Origin of the sequence: Streptomyces sp. NBC_01433 (genome assembly GCF_026340105.1) — a bacterium.
In the GTDB taxonomy this organism is placed as follows: domain Bacteria; phylum Actinomycetota; class Actinomycetes; order Streptomycetales; family Streptomycetaceae; genus Streptomyces.
This window is the reverse complement of record NZ_JAPEPM010000002.1, coordinates 1,304,785-1,322,907: the sequence shown is the minus strand read 5'-3', so window position 1 is coordinate 1,322,907 and position 18,123 is coordinate 1,304,785. Positions and strand designations below refer to the sequence as shown.

General features: G+C 72.3%; 12 protein-coding genes and 1 pseudogene. 4 read left to right on the top strand and 9 right to left on the bottom strand.

The features are described from left to right. Positions 1 to 157 precede the first annotated feature (157 nt). Positions 158 to 1,840: a cytochrome P450 gene (locus OG413_RS33380; protein WP_266812112.1), complete on the top strand. Its 1,683-nt coding sequence runs from the start codon at positions 158 to 160 to the stop codon at positions 1,838 to 1,840. A 197-nt stretch (positions 1,841 to 2,037) separates the two neighbouring features. On the opposite strand, the gene OG413_RS33375 is transcribed toward OG413_RS33380, so the two are convergent. Continuing rightward, entirely contained in the window at positions 2,038 to 3,330 is a 1,293-nt protein-coding gene (locus OG413_RS33375) for an SGNH/GDSL hydrolase family protein (RefSeq protein WP_266812111.1), read from the bottom strand. Positions 3,331 to 3,582: 252 nt separating this feature from the next. Between OG413_RS33375 and OG413_RS33370 the strand changes: the two genes are divergently transcribed. Then, positions 3,583 to 4,929, top strand: coding sequence for a 6-phospho-beta-glucosidase (locus OG413_RS33370; protein ID WP_266812110.1), 1,347 nt, complete (start codon positions 3,583 to 3,585; stop codon positions 4,927 to 4,929). Between the two features lie 121 nt (positions 4,930 to 5,050). Here OG413_RS33370 and OG413_RS33365 read toward each other — a convergent pair whose 3' ends face one another. The 8 genes and pseudogenes from OG413_RS33365 to OG413_RS33335 all read right to left on the bottom strand — a co-directional run bounded on the left by OG413_RS33365 (position 5,051) and on the right by OG413_RS33335 (position 16,803). Continuing rightward, the gene (locus OG413_RS33365; RefSeq protein WP_266812108.1) at positions 5,051 to 7,249 is read right to left on the bottom strand and encodes a hypothetical protein; all 2,199 of its coding nucleotides are present in this window, start codon (positions 7,247 to 7,249) and stop codon (positions 5,051 to 5,053) included. Beyond that, entirely contained in the window at positions 7,246 to 8,280 is a 1,035-nt protein-coding gene (locus tag OG413_RS33360) for a VWA domain-containing protein (RefSeq protein WP_266812106.1), read from the bottom strand. Before OG413_RS33360 ends, OG413_RS33365 begins: the two co-directional genes overlap by 4 nt. A 257-nt stretch (positions 8,281 to 8,537) precedes the next feature. Continuing rightward, positions 8,538 to 10,853 carry a DUF5682 family protein gene (locus OG413_RS33355; RefSeq protein ID WP_266812104.1) on the bottom strand — a complete coding sequence of 772 codons (2,316 nt, stop codon included), beginning with the start codon at positions 10,851 to 10,853 and terminating at the stop codon, positions 8,538 to 8,540. Next, positions 10,853 to 12,046, bottom strand: a complete 1,194-nt coding sequence (locus tag OG413_RS33350) for an AAA family ATPase (protein WP_266812102.1) — start codon at positions 12,044 to 12,046, stop codon at positions 10,853 to 10,855. The genes OG413_RS33355 and OG413_RS33350 overlap by 1 nt, the downstream gene beginning before the upstream one ends. Further along, positions 12,043 to 15,297, bottom strand: coding sequence for a DUF4132 domain-containing protein (locus OG413_RS33345; protein ID WP_266812100.1), 3,255 nt, complete (start codon positions 15,295 to 15,297; stop codon positions 12,043 to 12,045). The genes OG413_RS33350 and OG413_RS33345 overlap by 4 nt, the downstream gene beginning before the upstream one ends. A gap of 273 nt (positions 15,298 to 15,570) precedes the next feature. Beyond that, positions 15,571 to 15,762, bottom strand: a pseudogene (locus tag OG413_RS47170) (WGR domain-containing protein); the annotation flags it as partial. A 151-nt stretch (positions 15,763 to 15,913) separates the two neighbouring features. Then, the gene (locus tag OG413_RS33340) at positions 15,914 to 16,351 is read right to left on the bottom strand and encodes a hypothetical protein (protein WP_266812099.1); all 438 of its coding nucleotides are present in this window, start codon (positions 16,349 to 16,351) and stop codon (positions 15,914 to 15,916) included. Further along, entirely contained in the window at positions 16,345 to 16,803 is a 459-nt protein-coding gene (locus OG413_RS33335; protein ID WP_266812097.1) for an ATP-binding protein, read from the bottom strand. Before OG413_RS33335 ends, OG413_RS33340 begins: the two co-directional genes overlap by 7 nt. A 204-nt stretch (positions 16,804 to 17,007) precedes the next feature. On the opposite strand from OG413_RS33335, the gene OG413_RS33330 reads away from it, so the two are divergent. Together OG413_RS33330 and OG413_RS33325 are read left to right on the top strand one after the other, a co-directional pair. Continuing rightward, positions 17,008 to 17,868, top strand: a complete 861-nt coding sequence (locus OG413_RS33330) for a helix-turn-helix transcriptional regulator (protein ID WP_266812095.1) — start codon at positions 17,008 to 17,010, stop codon at positions 17,866 to 17,868. Continuing rightward, positions 17,868 to 18,104 (top strand): DUF397 domain-containing protein, encoded by a 237-nt coding sequence (locus OG413_RS33325; protein WP_010058136.1) that lies wholly within the window; start codon positions 17,868 to 17,870, stop codon positions 18,102 to 18,104. Before OG413_RS33330 ends, OG413_RS33325 begins: the two co-directional genes overlap by 1 nt. The last annotated feature ends 19 nt before the right edge of the window (positions 18,105 to 18,123 follow it).

Sequence of the window (18,123 nt, the reverse complement as noted above, 5' to 3'; positions counted from 1 at the left end):
CTGACTGCTCATCCGACGCACCAACTGAAGACAAAGGCGCGCGCACACCCCGGCGCGCGCCTTTGTCCCGCGCGGCACCACCCCGCGCGCCGATGGGTCGGCGCGCCCTCGTCCGCGCCCCTCGCTTGATCCTTGGAATCCCGATCCTGGAGCGACTGTGACAACCCCCTTCCACGACGAACCCGGAGCTGCCTCCGGACCGGTCCCGCCCCCCGAATGCCCCGCCCATGGCGTCGGAGTCGGACCCGGCGGGCTGCGTCGGTTCTACGGACCCGAGGCGGAGAACGACCCCGCCGGTCTCTACGACAAGCTGCGCGCCGAACACGGCTCGGTCGCCCCGGTGCTGCTGCACGGAGACGTACCCGCCTGGCTCGTCCTCGGGCACAGCGAGAACCTGCACCTGACCCGGACGCCCTCCCAGTTCTCCCGGGACTCCCGGCGCTGGCGGGCGCTGCAGGACGGCAGCGTCGCCCCGGACCACCCGCTGGCCCCGATCTTCACCTGGCAGCCGGTCTGCGTCTTCGCCGACGGCGCCACCCATGAGCGTCAGCGCGGCGCGGTCACAGACAGCATGGAGCGCATCGACACCCGGGGCGTGCGCCGCCATATCAACCGGTTCAGCAACCGGCTCGTCAACGACTTCTGCGAGAAGGGCACCGCCGACCTGGTCGGCCAGTTCGCCGAGCATCTGCCGATGATGGTGGTGTGTGCGATCTTCGGCATGCCGGAGGAGTACGACGACGCCCTGGTGCAGGCGGCCCGCGACATGATCCGGGGCACCGAGACCGCCGTCGCGAGCAACGCCCATGTCGTCGCCGCGCTGACCCGGCTCGTCGAAGGGCGCCGCGCTGCCCCCGCTCCGGACCTCGCCAGCTGGCTCCTTGAGCACCCGGCCTCGTTGACGGATGTCGAGGTCGTCGAGCACCTGCGGCTGATCCTCATCGCCGCCTACGAGTCGACGGCCAATCTGATGGCCAACGTGCTGCGTATGGTCCTCACCGACCCGCGCTTCCGCGCCCGTCTCAGCGGCGGCCACATGACGGTGCCGGAGGCCGTGGAACAGACTCTGTGGGACGAGCCGCCGTTCACCGCTGTCTTCGGCCGCTGGGCGGTCGGCGACACCGAACTCGGCGGCCAGCAGATCAAGGCGGGCGACGCCCTGCTCGTCGGCATCGCCGCGGCCAACACCGACCCGAGGGTACGGCCGGACCTCGCCGCCAACATGGAGGGCAACCGCTCGCATCTCGCCTTCAGCGGCGGCCCGCACGAATGCCCCGGCCAGGACATCGGCCGCGCCATCGCCGATGTCGGTGTCGACGCCCTGCTGATGCGCCTGCCGGATCTGGAGCTCGACGTCGAGGAGAGCGAGCTGCGCTGGGTGGGCAACATCATGTCGCGCCACCTGGTGGAGCTGCCCGCGACGTTCGCGCCGAGCCCGCAGCAGGCGGTGGACTCCGATCCGCTGTCGATGATGGCCCGCTCCCGGCCGGCCGTCGACTGGGAGGTCTCCTCCCCGTCCCGTCCCGTCCCCGCGCCGACGTCCAGCGAGGTGGGGACGCCGCCCGCCCACGCCCCGGGCGCGGCGCCGTACGAGGATCCGACGGAGGCAGGGACGGCGGAGCCGACGGCGGTCCGGCCGGTCGTGCCGGCAGCCGCTGCGCCGGTCGTTCCGGTGCCCGCTCCGCCGGTCGTTCCGACGGGAGACCCGGCGGTCGCTCGGGAGGGCGACGATCCGGCGGGCGGTGACCCTGCCGGTGCCGCCGCGATTCCGCAGCAGCGCGGTCCGGGGGCACCGGCCCGTCTGTGGCAGGCGGTGTCGCGCTGGTGGAACGGCGGCTGAAGCTCTGTTGACGCCTGTCGCCACCCGGGTGGCCCCGGACCCTGTGGGGTCGGTCCGGGGCCACCCGGCGGGGTGAGAGGTCCGGGGCGCACCCGGCGGCGCCGGCTCAGCTCCCCTCGCACCCGGCGGCGCCGGCTCAGCTCCCCTCGCACCCGGCGGCGCCGGTTTCGGCTCGGATCGCGCCCGGCGGCGCCCGCTCAGCTCAGGTCGCACCGCAGGTCGTCGGGGGCGACGGCGCGGCTCATGGCCTCCATGCCCGCGTCGTTGGGGTGCAGATGGTCGCCGCTGTCGAAGGCGCTCAGCATCCGGGCGGGAGCCGACGGGTCCCTGGTCGCCGCGTCGAAGTCGGCGATCGCGTCGAAGGACCCGCTGTCCCGGATGAACGCGTTCACCGCCTGCCGGACCTGCTCACCGCCCGTGTTCCAGTCGCGCCAGCCCTCGTACGGCATGACGGTCGCCCCGACCACACAGACACCCGCCGCGTGCGAGCGCGCGATGATCTCCTGGTACCCCGCGATCATTTGCCCGGCGGTGGGGGCCGGGACGGACTTGATGTCGTTGACCCCCTCCAGCAGAATCACCGTCTCCAGCCCGCGCTGCGACAGGACGTCCCGGTCGAGCCGCTTCAGGGCGCTCTCCCCGGCACCGTCGCTGAGCACCTTGTTGCCGGAGATGCCCTCGTTGGCGACACCTTTGACACGCGTGGTCCGGTCGGCTGCGAGCCGTCCCGCCAGCAGGTCGGGCCAGCGGCGGTTGGTGTCCTGCGTCGAACTCGACCCGTCCGTGATCGAGTCGCCCAGCGCCGCCACCGCGCCCGTACCGCGGCGGGCGCCCACCACGACGGCGTCGAGATAGAACCAGGACGAGACCCGCTGGGTGAACGCGTCGGCCGACTCCTGCGCCGTGTGGTCACCGACGGGCGCGACATACGAGGTCTGGAGCGCCATCCGGTGACCGGACGCGATGGTTCCGGAGCTCTGTACGTAGATGCTGACCGCGAGGTCCGATCCCGGCCGGACGGTGCCGGGCAGCGCGTCGCTGTACGCGGAACCGCCCGCCGGTACGGTGACGGACGGCGAACCCCCGAACGACAGCGCCCGATTGGTGCCCGCGACCACCGCGGCGTCGGTCGCCCGCTCCCCGGCGTACGCCCGCCCGAAAGTGACCGGCTGATCGCCGAAGACGTTGGAAAGACGGATCCGCAGGCCCTGGCCGCCGGTGCTCGTGTGCACGATGAGACGGTAGGTGCGGTCCTGGGTGGGAGTGACCTGACGGTCGGCGCTCGCGGCCCAGGTGACCACCTGGGAAGTGGCACGGTCGGCGCCGGTGGTACTGGCGGTATCGGCGGTACTGGTGGCGTTGTTGGCACTGTCGGCCGACGACACGGCTGCCGCGGTCAGTACGGTGCCCAGAGCCACGGCGGCGGCAAGCGTGGTGAGCGAGGCGCGCCGTCGCCAACGGGGTCTGTTCGGTGGAGTGTCGATGTTCATGGGTGCTGATTCCTCCCTCTGCGGTGCGGGACCGGTCCCGGAATCGGATTCTTCATGGGCATGCCAGGTGATGCACGGAAGGCATTGACCCCCCTGGTGGTAAGCGCTGTCTACGCGGGGGTGCGGAATGGCCCGCGTACGCCCATGATTCGGCCGAACCCCGTCGCTGCCCCGCCACGGCGCGCAGGGGGCACCACGGCAAACCGGCGCGCACCACGTATTCGTCCGGCCGCCCCCGTACCATCGAGCAGCGTGAAGCTGACAATTCTTGGCGGTGGCGGATTCCGGGTGCCTCTCGTGTACGGGGCCCTGCTCGGCGATCATGCCGAGGGTCGCGTCTCCCGGGTGACCCTGTACGACACGGACGCCGACCGGCTCACGGCCGTCGCCCGGGTGCTCGACGAACAGTCCGCGGGGATCCCCGACGCCCCTGCCGTCGTGGCCACCACCGAACTCGACGAGGCCCTGCGCGGTGCCGACTTCATCTTCTCGGCGATCCGTGTCGGCGGGCTCGAAGGACGCGCGGCCGACGAACGGGTGGCCCTCGACGAGGGCGTGCTCGGCCAGGAGACCGTCGGCGCGGGCGGCATCGCGTACGGACTGCGCACCGTCCCCGTCGCGGTCGGCCTCGCCCGGCGCATCGCCCGGCTCGCCCCGCACGCCTGGGTCATCAACTTCACCAACCCCGCGGGCATGGTCACCGAGGCCATGTCCCGCCACCTCGGCGACCGGGTCATCGGCATCTGCGACTCCCCGGTCGGGCTCGGCCGGCGGATCGCCCGCGTGCTCGGCGCCGACCCGGACCGGGCCTGGATCGACTACGCCGGGCTCAACCATCTCGGCTGGGTCCGGGGCCTGTACGTCGACGGCCGCGACGAACTGCCCCGGCTGCTCGCCGACCCGGCACTGCTCGGCTCCTTCGAGGAGGGCAAGCTCTTCGGCACCGAACTGCTGCGGTCGCTGGGCGCGATCCCCAACGAGTATCTGCACTACTACTACTTCAACCGGGAGGCGGTCCGCGCCTACCAGGAGGCGGAGCAGACCCGGGGGGCCTTCCTGCGCGAGCAGCAGCAGGGTTTCTACGCCCGGATGAGGGAGCCGGACGCCCCGGCGTGGACCACCTGGGACCGTACGCGCGCCGAACGGGAAGCCACGTACATGTCGGAGAACCGGGATGTGGCCGGGGTCGGCGAGCGCGCCGAGAGCGATCTGGAGTCCGGCGGATATGAGCAGGTCGCCCTCGCCCTGATGCGGGCCATCGCCCGCAATGAGCGGACCTCACTGATCCTCAACGTCCGCAATCGCACCACCCTGTCGGTGCTCGACGCTGACGCCGTCATCGAGGTGCCCTGCCTCGTCGACGCGAACGGCGCACACCCGGTCGCCGTCTCCCCGCTTCCCTATCACGCGGTCGGCCTCGTCACCGCGGTGAAGGCCGTCGAACGGGCGGTGCTCGACGCGGCCGCGAGCGGTTCACGCGCCACGGCGGCGCAGGCGTTCGCGCTGCACCCGCTGGTCGACTCCGTCGCGGTGGCCCGCCGGCTGCTCGACGGGTACATCGGTGCCCACCCTGGCCTCGCCTACCTCGACCGGCCGTAACCGGCCGCCGTCGACCGACCCTTGTTCGGCTCCGGGGCAGCTCCGGGCCGGCTCCCAGGAGATGTCTCAGCTGGGCGTCGCCGGAAGCGTCCCGGGCCGCGCGGGTGGCCTTCCGGCCGCGTCACGGGGTCTCGGCTGCCCGGAGTTCGCTGCTGACCAGGAGCTGGAGCTGAGCCTCCAGCCAGGCGGCGGAGCGGGCCGCCTCGCCCGAGCGCTCGCCGAGGCCACTGCCGTCACGGTCACCGTCGCCGTTGCTGTTGTCTCCGGCGGCGGCGGCGGTGGTGGTGTCGGGGTTCAGGAAGGCGCGCAGCAGCTCCGCCGACCGTGCCAGTCCGGTCCGGGCCAGTGCGGTGGCCGCCTCGTCGATCCGGTCGCGGGCCGGGGCCGACAGATGGCGCAGGCCACTGTGGGTCACCGCCGCGAGGGCGGCGAGTGCCCCGTCCAGCGCGGCGGCCAGCGGATCGGGCGACTGCCGTACCACCGCGGCCAGGACCGTGGAGCCGTCGCCGGGAGCCAGATCGGGCACGGTCACTCCGGTCGGCGTCAGCACCGCGATCGGGTCGATCCGGATACCGCCGCCCGAGCGGTGCACCGCGCCGCTGATCAGCGTGGCCCCGCCCGAGAGCGCGTCGGCCAGGGCGTCCAGCGAACCGGGACACTCCGGCCGGTAGTCGGAACACACCAGGGCGGACGTGCCCGCCGCATCCCGCACCACCGCTTCGAGCCGCTGTTCGGCCGGGTCGTAACCGACGCTCTCCACCTCCGACAGCGCGATGACCCGCACCGTCTCCGCCTCCACGCGCGGGCGGATCAGCCGGGGCGGCCTGCCCTCCCAAGAGGCCGTCAGCGCCGCCAGATCGCGTACGAGCAGCGGCTCGGCGAGCTCCGTCCAGGCCCCGCCGACCGGGGTGATGCCGGTCGTGCCCAGCCGGCCGCGGGCGATCGTCAGGGCACGGCTCGCCGTCCGCCGGACGCTTTCGCTGACCAGGCTGCCGGTGGCCAGTGCGGCCAGGCTCGTACCGAGGACACGCCGGGTGGCGAGCCGGTGCCCGGTGGTCCGCTCCCCGTCCGCCGCGGCCCACTCCTTGCGGAGCACGAGCACGGTGGCGGCGCCCGGGTGCGCGAAGTAGACCTCGGCGACGGAACTGTTCCCGACGGCGCGTATCCGGCAGCCGAGGGAGGTGAGCCGGACCCGGCGCAGGGGGGTGTCGCCCGCTTCCTGGGTGCCGAGAACGCCGGGGAGCGCCGCCGCCCGGCGCCGCGCATGGATCTCCGTGAGCAGTTCGGCGACCCGTTCGGGGCGGTATCGGGCGCTGCGGTCGGCGTACGCCGAGAGCTGGTCGGTCAGTTCGGCCACGGCACCGGCCGGCCAGTGCAGGGAACCTGCGGCCAGCGCCTCACCGGCACGGGTCAGCGCGCCTCCGAGGACCGGGCTCGCGTGCGCCGTGCCCGACAGCAGCAGCTCGTCGGCCAGACCGGCGACCGTGTCCAACCCGCGCCCCGCCGCGGCCTGGACGGTGGCCCCGCCACCCACCCGGACGGCGGACTCACCCGTCCGGTCCGCCTCGCGGAACGCCCAGACGGCGAGGGTCACCACCTCGCCCTTCAGCATCGCGGCCGCGTCGGTCAGGGCATACGCGATCTCCCCGGGAACCGGGAAGCGCACGGTACACGTGGGCAGCTCGACCCAGGGGTCGGGCCGTTCCGCCGTGGGGCGGTGCACGCGTGCCCCGTATCCGCGTTCGAAGGTGCGACGGGCCGAGGCGAGTGCGCGGGCCCCGAAGGCGGCCGTCAGCGTTCGGTCGTCCGCAGAACCGGGGGACCACGGCAGGACCGGAGCCGGGACCGCTCCCGTCCCTGTTCCCGCTCCCGTCGTCGATCGTGACTCGGTCCCCGTTGCCGATCCTGGCTCCGTTCCCGCTCCTGGTTTCGTATCCGGTGCCTCGCCGGATACGGGAGCGGCCGGGGGGTGGTCCGGCGGTGTGGCGGTGCGCTGGTAGGCGAGTACCAGAGAGATGAGGTGGCGGCAGACACCGGGAGCCGCGCAACTGCACGCACCGATGTCCAGCCCCGCGCCGGGCGGCAGTGATGTGGCCGTCCCGTCCTCGAAGCGGGCACGCACGGTGGCGTCGGGATCGGTGGTGACCGCCGGGACCGTCCCCGCGTCCAGTTCCTTCGTGGCGCGCTTGACCAGACCCCGGTTGGTGAGGGCGGCGAGTGTGTCCGGGGTCAGGGCCAACAGGTCGCGGCGGGTGGCGGTGCCCGCCTCGCCCGTACTCGGGAGGGCGGTCGTGGTAGTGGTCGTAGTCGCGTCGGTCATCGGCCCAGCCTCTCGGCGACGAACTCGGCCAGCCGCGCCGGTGTCATGGCACCGATGTGCGCCCCGGCCTCGGCCAGCCGGCCGGCCAGCTCGCGGTCGTAATCGGGGTTCGCGTCCTCGTCGAGCGCCGCGAGCCCCAGCACGGTGGTGCCCTGCTCGGTGAGCGCCCGCACCGAGCGCACCAGCCGGACGGGGTCACCCCCCTCGTGGAAGTCGGTGATCAGGGCGACGATCGTGCGGCGCGGGTTCTCCACCAGGCCCGCCCCGTACGACACGGCGCGCGCGATGTCCGTGCCGCCGCCGAGCTGTACCCGCATCAGCAGCTCCACCGGATCGGTCACATCGGAGGTCAGGTCGACCACATTGCTGTCGAAGGCCACGAGATGGGTCTTGAGGCCGGGGAGCCCCCACAGACAGGCGGCGGTCACCGCGGAGTGGATCACCGAACCTGCCATCGAGCCCGACTGGTCGACCAGCAGGATCAGCTGCCACTGCGTCAGATGCCGCTGGGTACGGGAGTGGAAGTGGGCGCGCTCGATGAGGATGCGGCGTTCCTCGGGCTGATAGTGCGCCAGGTTGGCCCGTACCGTCTGCCGGAAGTCGAAGGCCCTCGCCAGCGGTACCCGGCTCGGTCTGCGGGAGCGGGTGCCGTGGAAGGCCCGGCGGATCTCCGGTTGCAGCCGGGCGAGCAGCTGCTTGACGACCGAGGCGACGATGCGCCGGGCGAGCAGCAGCACCTGCGGGTTCATCAGATGCTTCGTACGCAGCACCGCCCGCAGCAGGGTGGGGCTCGGCTCGACCCGCTCCAGCACCGCCGGGTCCGTGACGATCTCCTGGATGCCGTACCGCTCGACGGCGTCGCGCTCCAGGCGTTCGATGGTGTCCTTCGGGAAGAGCCGGTGGATGTCCTCCAGCCAGTCGATCGCCGTCACGGCCGAAGGCCCGTCCCCCGCGGTACGCCGCGTGGTGGAGCCGGAGCGCCGGACACCTCGCCGTCCGAGATCGGGATCCCGGCCGTAGAGCCAGTCCAACGCGGCGTCCTGTGCGGCGGATCCCTCACCCAGCGGCCCGGTACAGGTCTCGGCCGGCGACCCCAGCACCAGCCGCCAGCGCTCAAGTCCCGCGTCAGGAGCGCCAGGAGTGTCAGAAGCATCAGCAGTGTCCGCAGTGTCCGCAGTCACCGAAGTACCAGGAACGTCGGGACGGTCGGTTCCCTCCGGCCGGTTCGGCCCGTTCGGCCCGACGCGCCCGGATGCGGGCTGGGGTGCGGAGGCGGAGGTGGATGCGGTCATGGTGCGACTCCCAGTCCGTAACGGGCCAGCAAACGGGACACGTCCTCCTCCAGGGCGCCGGCCCGGACGATCAGCAGCGGGTCGGCGGTGGTCCGCAGCAGCGAGCGCGACGAACCCCGGACTCCGCGCCGCTCCAGGAGCCGTGCCGCGATCCGCTCGCGCTCGCGGGGCGGGAAGTACGCGAACGCCTGGCGCAGGGCGGGCAGCCCGGACAGGAAGTCCGCGTCGGGGAGGGCGCCGAGGAGATCGTCCAGCACCGCGACGAGTGACGCGGAACCGTCGGCCGCCACCCCGGTCACCTCCTCGCGGGCCACCGCGAACAGCCCAGCCAGCCAGTCGCCGAGCGCATCCGCTCCGCCCGCAGCCACCGAGTGCACGGCGGGGCCGGGATCGTCGGGGGCACCGGATTCCAGCGTGCGGTACAGGCCGAAGGCCGCGCCGCGCAGGTCGAGCGGGGCGGCCCGGTCGCGGCTGACCCGCAGGGCGATCCCGGTCACGGTCTCCCGTGCCACCGACAGCAGTCCGGGCGCGTGCAGCACCGCGTCCCGCACCGCGGCCACCGCCCGCAGCCGGGGGAAGTCCACCCCCGAAGCCCCGCGAGCCCCCTCGATCAGCCAGAGCAACCGGACCGCGGCGCTGTCGATCACGGAGCCGAGGAGTAGGCCGCGGGCCACCCCGTACACCCGGTCGTGCCGCCACAGGCCGAGTGCCGTGGCCAGCACCTCACCGAGCGGGCCGGGAGTCTTCAACCCGCGGACCCGGTCCGCCAGTTCGGTCAGGAGCGGTTCGGACAGGGCGCCCGCGCCGCAGAGCACGGCGTCGAACAGGGCACCCGCGAGCGTGTCCGCCCCGGCCTCGATTCCGCGCGTGCGCGCGGTGAGCGAGGCCGCCGCGGCTTCCGCGAGACTCGCCCCGTACGCCCCGGCCTCGACGAGTGCGGCGTCCCGGCCCGGTGCCGGAGCGGACTCCCAGCGCTCGGTGAATACCGGGTCGACGCCGTGCTCGGGGCCCGCGGTCCGGGTGTGGCCGGGCACTGCGAGGACCCGCAGCCGGTGCAGCACCCGGCTGCGTTCCAGATCCCCGGCGTCCATGAGATCGAGGCCGTACGCCGTCTCCCGGGCGCCGTCCAGCCGCAGCCGGGCGAGCTGTGCCGCCACATCGTGCACCAGCGGTGGCGCGGGGGTGGCGGGATGCAGCCGTCCCGTGCGGTCACCGCCGCACGCCGCGACCATCTCGACAACGGCGGGATGGGTGCCCGCCGCCAGCGCGGCCCGGGACGTCCAGGGGAGCGGGCCGTCCAGGTCGTCCGTGATCAGCGCGCCCGCCAGGCCGTCGAGGACATCGATCCTCGCGGGACGGGGATGGCCGCGCAGCGCCGTGAGGCCCTGGGCCATGCTCCGGGCCGCGATCAGATCGGCGGTGGACACGGCGTACTTACGGGCCCGCAGCCGCTCGACGACGACACGCAGCAACCCGTCCGCCGCGGCTTCGGGGCCCGCCTCCCACACCTGTTGGTAGTAGCCGGGCGACGGCATGCCCGACTGATAGCCGGAGAAGGAGTCCAACTGGCGGAAGGAGTAGGGCACCAGGAAACTCCCGGCCTGCGCACCGGCGGGCGGAACGGGCACCTTCGGCCACCCGTCCGCACCGACGGCCCACCCGCCCTCGGCGCCACCCGCCACGAGCGCGCGCAACGCCGGCTGGTGGAAGCCGCCGGTCACCACCAGCACCGGGCGGCCGCCGGACGCGGCGAGAGCCGACCGTACCCACGCGGCCATGTACCCCTCGCGCGCCCGGTCGCGATCGTCGGCCTCCGCGTCGCCGCGCACCAGGGCGAAGTAGGCGTCGAGCCGCTCCGCGAGCCCGTCCTCCGGTTCGACCTCGAAAAGCCGGTCCCACAGGGCGTCCGACGAGTCCACCGCGAAGTGCTCGCACAGCCGTGCCGTGGCTTGTGCGTACCGGGCCTCCGCATCGGCATACCGGTTGGTGCGGTCGGCGAACGCCGGGTGCCAGGCGGGCAGATCGATGAAGCGGACCTCGGCCCCGGCCGCCCGGCCCGCCCGTAGCGCGACCCACTCGGGGGAGTAGTCGCACAGCGGCGCCCAGGACGTCGCCGACCGGTCCTCGTCGCGGTAGTGGCTGAACACCGCGACCGGCAGGTCGTGCCCGAGCAGCAGTTCGTCCAGCCGCGTGTTCATCTCGGCCGGGCCCTCCACCAGCACATGGGCGGGCCGCAGGCGCTCGATGGTCCGCTCGACTAGCCGGGCGCAGGCCGGGGAGTGGTGGCGCACCCCCAGGAACACGGCGGACATCAGTCGGCCAGCAGATGACGCGCGTCGTACAGGGCCTGCCACTGCGGCCCCCGGCGACGCTGCACCTGCTGTTCGAGATAGCGGCGCAGCCGGGCCATGTCCTCCGGACTGTCCTTCGCCGCCGTACCGGCCAGGCAGGCCACGACATCGGCGGCGCTGCCCGGCTCACCGCGCAGGAACCAGCCGCGCACCCCCACCGCATGGGCCACGGAGACCGCCTCGGCCGTGCTCATCACCGCCGCTGGCCGGTCCGGGACCGCACCGCTCCTGGCGCCGCCGCCCGCGCGCAGTTCCCGGAACGTACCGACGAGGACCTCCAGCACATCCCGGTCCGGCGGCGGCTCCACCCCCGAACGCCGCAGCAGCGTGGCCACCTCGGCCTCGACCAGGGCCAGCTCGGTGTCCAGGTCGGGGATCGGGAAGACCGTCTCGAAGTTGAACCGCCGCTTGAGCGCCGCGCTCATCTCGTTGACGCCCCGGTCCCGGGTGTTGGCGGTGGCGATGACGTTGAACCCCTGACGGGCGAAGACCATGCCGTCGGCGCCCGGGAGTTCGGGAATGGCCACGACCCGCTCGGAGAGGAGCGAGAGCAGCGAGTCCTGGACCTCCAGCGGGCAGCGGGTGATCTCCTCGAAGCGTACGATCCGGCCCTCCGCCATCCCGCGCAGCATCGGGGCCGGTACCAGCGACCGGGGCGAGGGGCCCTCGGCCACCAGCAGCGCGTAATTCCAGCCGTACTTGATCTGGTCCTCGGTGGTGGCCGCGCCGCCCTGCACCGTCAGTGTCGAGACCCCGCTGACCGCCGCCGCGATCAGCTCGGACAGCAGGGACTTCGCCGTGCCCGGTTCGCCGACGAGCATCAGCCCGCGGCTGGTCGCGAGCGTCACCAGAGCCCGGTCGACCAGCGACGGATTGCCGACGAACTTACGGCTGACGCCCGCGCTCTCGTCGCCGATGACGAACCGCCGGGCGGCCCGCAGGCTCAGCTCCCAGCCGGGTGGCCGCGGATCCCGGTCCGCGGCCCGCAGCGCCGCCAGCTCGTCCGCGTGACGCACCTCGGCCGGTGGCCGCTGCACGGCGGCCGGCCCGCCCTCCTCGGCGGGGGACTGCCCCCGCACCGGCGCACCGTCCGCCCCGGCGGCGCTGTCTCCCGGCGACCCGGCCCCGTCCTCTTCCCTCGTCCGCACGCTCATGCCACGACTCCCTCGGTCAGCTCCGCCAGGTCGGCCAGCAGCTCGGACACGACCACCGGACCGAGGCCGCCGAAGCGCAACGGGTGGGCGCGCCTGTCCCAGTGATCGGTGGGCTCGGTGTCGAGCCAGACCGTTTCGAGCTTCTGGTCCGGGAACATGTCGACGACCCCGACGGCGATGCCCTCGTACAGGCCGATCACCAGATAGCAGTCCTCGCCGAGCCGCTTGGAGATCCAGCGCTCCACGCCCGCGTCCTGCGGCACCCCGCGTCGCCAGCCGCGCCGCTCCAGTCCCAGCACCTTGCCTATTGGCACCGTGAGCCCCTCGAACCGGGGCAGCCGGTAGCCTCCGGCCTCCTCCTCCGTCAGCGCGTACACCGCCCGGCCGAGCTGCGGGAACGGCTGAAGGATCTCGTAGTCCGCGAACACCTCGGACCAGACGGTCAGTTCGTCCCCCAGGTGCAGCGGGTGCGCGAGGCCGACCGTGGCCCCGTCGGGCAGGGCGAACACGTCGTCCTCGGCGTCGGCGAACGTACGGTCCTCCGCCACCCGGAACGATGTCCGCACCCCGTCCAGTTCACTCAGCCACACCAGCCGGCGCACCAGGTGCCACAGCAGTGGATGGCCGACGAACAGCTCGCGGAACTCCTGGGCCGTCCAGGAGCGGTCCGTCACCATGGCCGCTTCCAGCCGCCGCACCTGATCGGCGGCGACCGTCCGCACATCCTTCTTCAGCGCCATGAACCGCTTGCGCTCCGCCGGGGCCAGCTCCGCGTCGTCCCGCGCGCCCGGCGTCGGCAGGTCCTTGCGCCGCTTGCCGTCGGCGTCCAGCACGTACGGCCTCAGCTGCTCGTCGAAGCCGACCGTGAACGTCCGCGTGCCGTAGTCGATGACCGTCGAGCCGTCATCGTCCAGCCCGAAGTCGGGCACCAGCCGGTCCGCGAGCTGCTCCCCGGTCAGCCCCAGTGCCGACGCCACCTCGGCGATCTTTTCCTGGGCCCGGACCTTCAGCCCCTTGAACTTCACCCGCTGCGAGATGCCGTTCAGATGCAGCAGCGCGACATCACTGCCGATGGCGGCGAGCACATCGAGGCCCTCCACGGCCCGGTGGTGTGCGCCCTCTCCGGGCCAGGACCGGATGATCGGAGTCAGCCGGCGCACCGTCTCGTCGTCGCCCAGCAGGCCCAGCGCATGGAGGGCCCAGGACTCCGCGGCCGGCAGATTGGCCTGCTGCCACTGCTGGAACAGGGCCCAGGCGAACTCCGCGAGCGAATCGGCGTCCGCGGTCTCCGTGAGCGCGGTGACACCCGCGTACACCTCCCCGGGCCTGGACAGGGCCAGCATCATCACGGCGTCGCGCACCGACTGCTCGGGCAGCGCGCCACCGGAACGGATCAGGATCTGCGGCAGCAGCACGGGCTCCGCCCACCCCGGTACGGCCGGCATCTTCGCGGGCAGGACACGCTCCAGCGGATCGGTGGCGAGCAGCGCCTCGACGGCCTCCGCGGCCCGCGCACCGTACGACGCGGCGGCCTCGCGCACCACCTGGTCACCGTGCACCGCGGCGATCTGGAGCAGGGCGTGCTCGGCGGAGCGCCGGGCGACACCGGCCTTGCCCACCGCGTCGGGCACCAGCAGCGCGGCGGCCTCGGCCCCGTGCCGCGCGAACCAGGAACGCGCCGTCGTCGCCGCGGACTTGAGCCGCACCGCCCAGTTGGCCATGTGCCGTGCGACGTGCACATCGAGGAACGGGAGCAGCAGCGGGGCGAGCTGACCGGGCTGCCGGGGCACGGCCCGCAGCAGCAACGGCAGGGCCGCGAGCCCGAAACGGGCGGCGATCGGCTTGAGCGTGTCCCCGGCGTCCCACAGATCGGTCGGGTCCCATGTGGCGAGGTGGGGCGCGACCAGTTCCTCGGGTCCGTGGACGTAGGCCCAGGCGGGGTGGAGGCTGTCGGAGCCGAGGGTGTGACGCAGGTGCGTCATCTCCTTCTCCCAGTCGTGGATGTCGTGCTTGCGCGTGTACCAGCTGGTGCATGCCGCCCACTGGTCCCGCTCGTCGGGTGCCCAGCGCACCGAGGGCTCGTGCACAGCTTCCAGTCCGGTCACGACGACCGGCTTGACATGGGTGCGCGGCCGGGACCACGGCGGGCGCGTCAGCACGGCGGGCAGCGCGTGCGCGGGCGCGTCGGCGATCCGGTCCACGGGGTTGAGGAGTGGTTCGACGATTTCCGTGAGCTCGGCGGAGAGGGTCGGGAGCACGGTCGCCACCAGCTCACGGTGGGCTCCGATATGGCCGAGGAGCAGCTTCCGCGAGGCCTTGGACGTCGGGCTGTCGGTGTCCCGCACGTCGGCGCCGAGCAGCCGCAGCGCCCGTACGGGATAGCGGCGCATCGCGTCGAGGAGGGCGGCGCGTGAGTGCTTCTTGTCCGAGTGGCGCAGCAGGACGAGAAACGCCTCGTCCGTCGGGATCTCGATCAGCGCCTGGGCGACGAGCTTCTCCCCGTCCGCGTAGTAGTACCCGGTGAGGGCCTCCGCCAGCAGCGGAGTGATGGCTGTGCCGACGCCTTCGGCGACTGTCGCGATCAGCGCGACGCTGTGGTCGAAGCCGGGCGGCTCGTCGAACAGCTCGATCTGGTCGACGGAGTTGAGTGAGGAGAACACCAGGGCCCGCAGCGTCAGGTCGCGTTCCGTGATCACCTGCGCGTCCGTACACAGATCGGCGACCCAGTCGCTCTCGCTCGGTGCCAGATAGGCCGCGAGGATCTTTCGTTGCGTGGTGGTGCGGCAGTCGGCGAGTGCCGCGACCGTCGCGCGGTAGGTCTCCTCGTCGGCCGCCGCGACCAGGACCCGGACGCGGTCGATCGCCGGGCGGCGCTCGCTGGACCAGTAGGTGTGCCGGGCGGTGCTGAGCGCCTGGAGGACGGGCTTGCTCCGTTGGCGTCCGCTCCGGTTCCAGCGCGCGTCGATCTGGAAGAACTCCACCGCCGCGCGCGCGGCGAACGGCAGCCCGTGGCGGGCGACCCAGGTGTCCGCCCACGCCGAGTGCGACCCGGAGATCGTGACCATGGCGGCCAGCGCGGCCGCGCCGACGGGGGACGGATCACCGGTGAGCTGCGAGCGCACCTGCTCGGCGAGGGCGGCATCGGTGCGCGGTGCGAGCAAGAACTCCTCGATCCACGCGGCCTCCTCGGCCACCCGTGCCTCGACCGCCTCCAGCACCTGGCGCCGCGGCTTCCCCGGCGTTCGCGGCACGCCGCCCCGGCGAGGGTGGAGCACCCGCCGCCAGTTCGCGGGGAGTTCGAAGGTGTCCTCGTCGGGGAGCGCACCCGCCGAAGATGCCGACGGGACTGTTGCAGCCGTAAAAGCCGTAGAACCCGAAGACGCCGACGGGCCCGTTGCAGGCGAGGAAGCCGAAGACGCTGACGGGCCCGTGGAAGCCGAGGATGCCGACGAGACCGTGGAAGCCGTGGAAACGGAAGGCGCTGAAGTCTCCGCAGGGTCCGCGTCCGCTGCCCCCACCTCGCGGTACCCCTTGCGTTCCTTCTCCGCGATCGTCCTGCGGATCTGCTCCTCGGCGGCGTCCGCCGACGCGTACTCCTTCGTCTGCGTCCGGCCGTCGCTCCCGCAACGCCCGTACCGCACGGTGACCGTGACACCCTCCGCCCCGGTCTCCCAGAACTTCGAAGCAGAGCCCTCGACATACTCCCAGCGCCGCACAGGAACGCCCCCTTCACACCCCGACAGCCCGCTCCGCCGCGGGCGTTTCGATCAGTGCTGCCACAGTAGGGCCGACCACTGACAACGCAGCGTGACAAGGGTGCCCGACCGGTCCGAACGGCACCGCAGGGCCGATGCGAGGGGACTTCCGTCAGGGCGCGGACACGACGCTGGGCCGTCCGGCCGCGGCCCAGGACGGGGCCACACCGGTCACCTGGCAGGCCATCAGGAAAAGCGGAATGGGCGGGGTGTACGGCGTGAGGCTGTCGGGGGCGTGGATCAGCCGGGGCCGCACCGCGGGGACGTACACCCCGGTTTCGTACGAAACCTGCTCGGGCCAGTCCAGGTCCAGATCCGAGCCCGCCGGAACGATCCACCACCACCGCTCGGCATCGGCGAAGACGCACCCGGTGCGCGGCAGGTGCGACATCAGCCGGAATCCGTACCGCGCGGGAACCCCCACCGCGTCACAGCCGAGACTGGCCGACAGCGCGGGGGGCAGGGGGAGCCGCACCCGGCCATCGCGGGTCTCTCGCCGGTCGGGGGAGTGCTGCGCTCCACGCAGACGGGACATGGCGTTCCTCAGCATGGCTGCTCCGTGCCGTGCGGCAGTTCCGCCCAGACGATGCGTCCGGAGGCGTCCCCCGCGTCCTCGGACCCCCAGGCGCTGCTCATCGAGTCGACGAGCAGCAGGCCGCGTCCGTGCTCGTCGTCGGCCGTGCGGCGCAGGCGCGGGCCGCCCGGCTGGTGCCCCTGGTCCTGTACGGCTATGCGCAGCCGCCTGCCGAGGCATCGGAGTTCGCACACCACACGGGCGCTCGCGGTGTGCACGATCGCGTTGGTCACCAGCTCGGAGACGATGAGGATCGCGGCGTCGTAGGTGTCGCCGTCCAGCTTCCAGGCGTCGAGCCAAGTCCGGGTCAGCCGTCGCGCTCCGGCTACCGACTCCGGTTGCGCGGGCAGCGCGAAGCAGTAACGGAGCGCTTCCGTCCCGGGGCTGAGGTCCATGAGCCGGGGGATGAGCGCACTGCCAGGTGCCACGACCGATTCCTCACAGTGGGGGCTGCGTCACGCTTTGTTCCTTTGTGAAAAAGGGCGGGCGCGACTAAGTGAACTGGTTCACTCGCCAACTCTCCCCCCGACATGAACACTTGGCAAGGGGCACTCTGAAAATTTCAGAGTGGATGTGTTCTTGGTGGCACGCACATGGCACACTGCTGCCAAACAGCGCATGGGGAGGCTGAAGTGAGCGAACCGCGGTCCGCCCCGACCGTGGGACAGGTCGTTCTGGGCAAGCGCCTGCAGGATCTGCGGGAGCGTGTCGGCCTGAACCGTGACCAGGCCGCGAAGGTGCTCAGGGTCGCCCCCGCGACGATACGCAGGATGGAGACGGCCGAGGTCGGGCTGAAGATCCCTTATGTCCAGCTGTTGCTGAAGGCGTACGGGATCGCCGACGACGAGGCCGACGCCTTCGTCGAGCTCGCCGAGGAGGCCAACAAGCCGGGCTGGTGGCAGCGCTTCCACGACGTACTGCCCGACTGGTTCAGCATGTACGTCAGCCTGGAGGGCGCCGCGAGCCTGCTCCGCATGTACGAGCCGCACTTCGTCCCCGGGCTGCTCCAGACCGAGGACTACGCGCGCTCCGTGATGCGTACCGGCGCCGTCGGCCAGACCAGACCCGAGGACATAGAGCGCCATGTCGCGCTGCGGATGGAGCGGCAGGCGCTGCTCGCCAAGGGGGACGCTCCGAAGCTGTGGGTGGTCATGGACGAGACCGTCCTGCGGCGCCCGGTCGGCAGCGTCGACGCGATGCGCGGACAGATCGACAAGCTGCTCGACGCCACTGAGATGCCCCATGTGACGATCCAGATCGCGGAGTTCGCCACCGGCCATCACCCCGGCACGTACGGCCCCTTCGTGCTCTTCCGGTTCGCCGTCCCCGAACTGCCCGACATGGTCTACAGCGAGTACCTGACCGGCGCCGTCTACTTCGACGCGCGCCCCGAGGTGGCCTCCTACCTCGAAGTCATGGACCGCATGGCGGCTCAGGCGGCAACTGCACAACGCACGAAGGAAATCCTCAGGGACTTCCGCAAGGAGCTGTGATGAACCACATATACAACGGCATGCCGGCCGGCGACCTGGGTTCCGAGGGCTGGTACAAGCCGTGGAGCGGCGGCAACGGAGGCAACTGCATCGAGGCCATGAAGCTGGCCGACGGCAGGGTCGCGGTACGCCAGTCCGCGGACCCCGACGGTCCGGCGCTGATCTACTCCAACGGCGAGATCGCCGCGTTCATCCAAGGTGCCAAGGCGGGGCAGGCGGATTTCCTTCTCACCTGACGCATCGGCATCTATTCTC

Excerpts from the sequence above, each read along its gene's own strand:
- OG413_RS33375 (WP_266812111.1), bottom strand. The coding sequence starts at position 3,330 with ATGAACATCGACACTCCACCGAACAGACCCCGTTGGCGACGGCGCGCC.
- OG413_RS33365 (WP_266812108.1), bottom strand. The coding sequence starts at position 7,249 with ATGACCGACGCGACTACGACCACTACCACGACCGCCCTCCCGAGTACG.
- OG413_RS33355 (WP_266812104.1), bottom strand. The coding sequence starts at position 10,853 with ATGTCCGCCGTGTTCCTGGGGGTGCGCCACCACTCCCCGGCCTGCGCC.
- OG413_RS33350 (WP_266812102.1), bottom strand. The coding sequence starts at position 12,046 with ATGAGCGTGCGGACGAGGGAAGAGGACGGGGCCGGGTCGCCGGGAGAC.
- OG413_RS33325 (WP_010058136.1), top strand. The coding sequence starts at position 17,868 with ATGAACCACATATACAACGGCATGCCGGCCGGCGACCTGGGTTCCGAG.
- OG413_RS33340 (WP_266812099.1), bottom strand. The coding sequence starts at position 16,351 with ATGCTGAGGAACGCCATGTCCCGTCTGCGTGGAGCGCAGCACTCCCCC.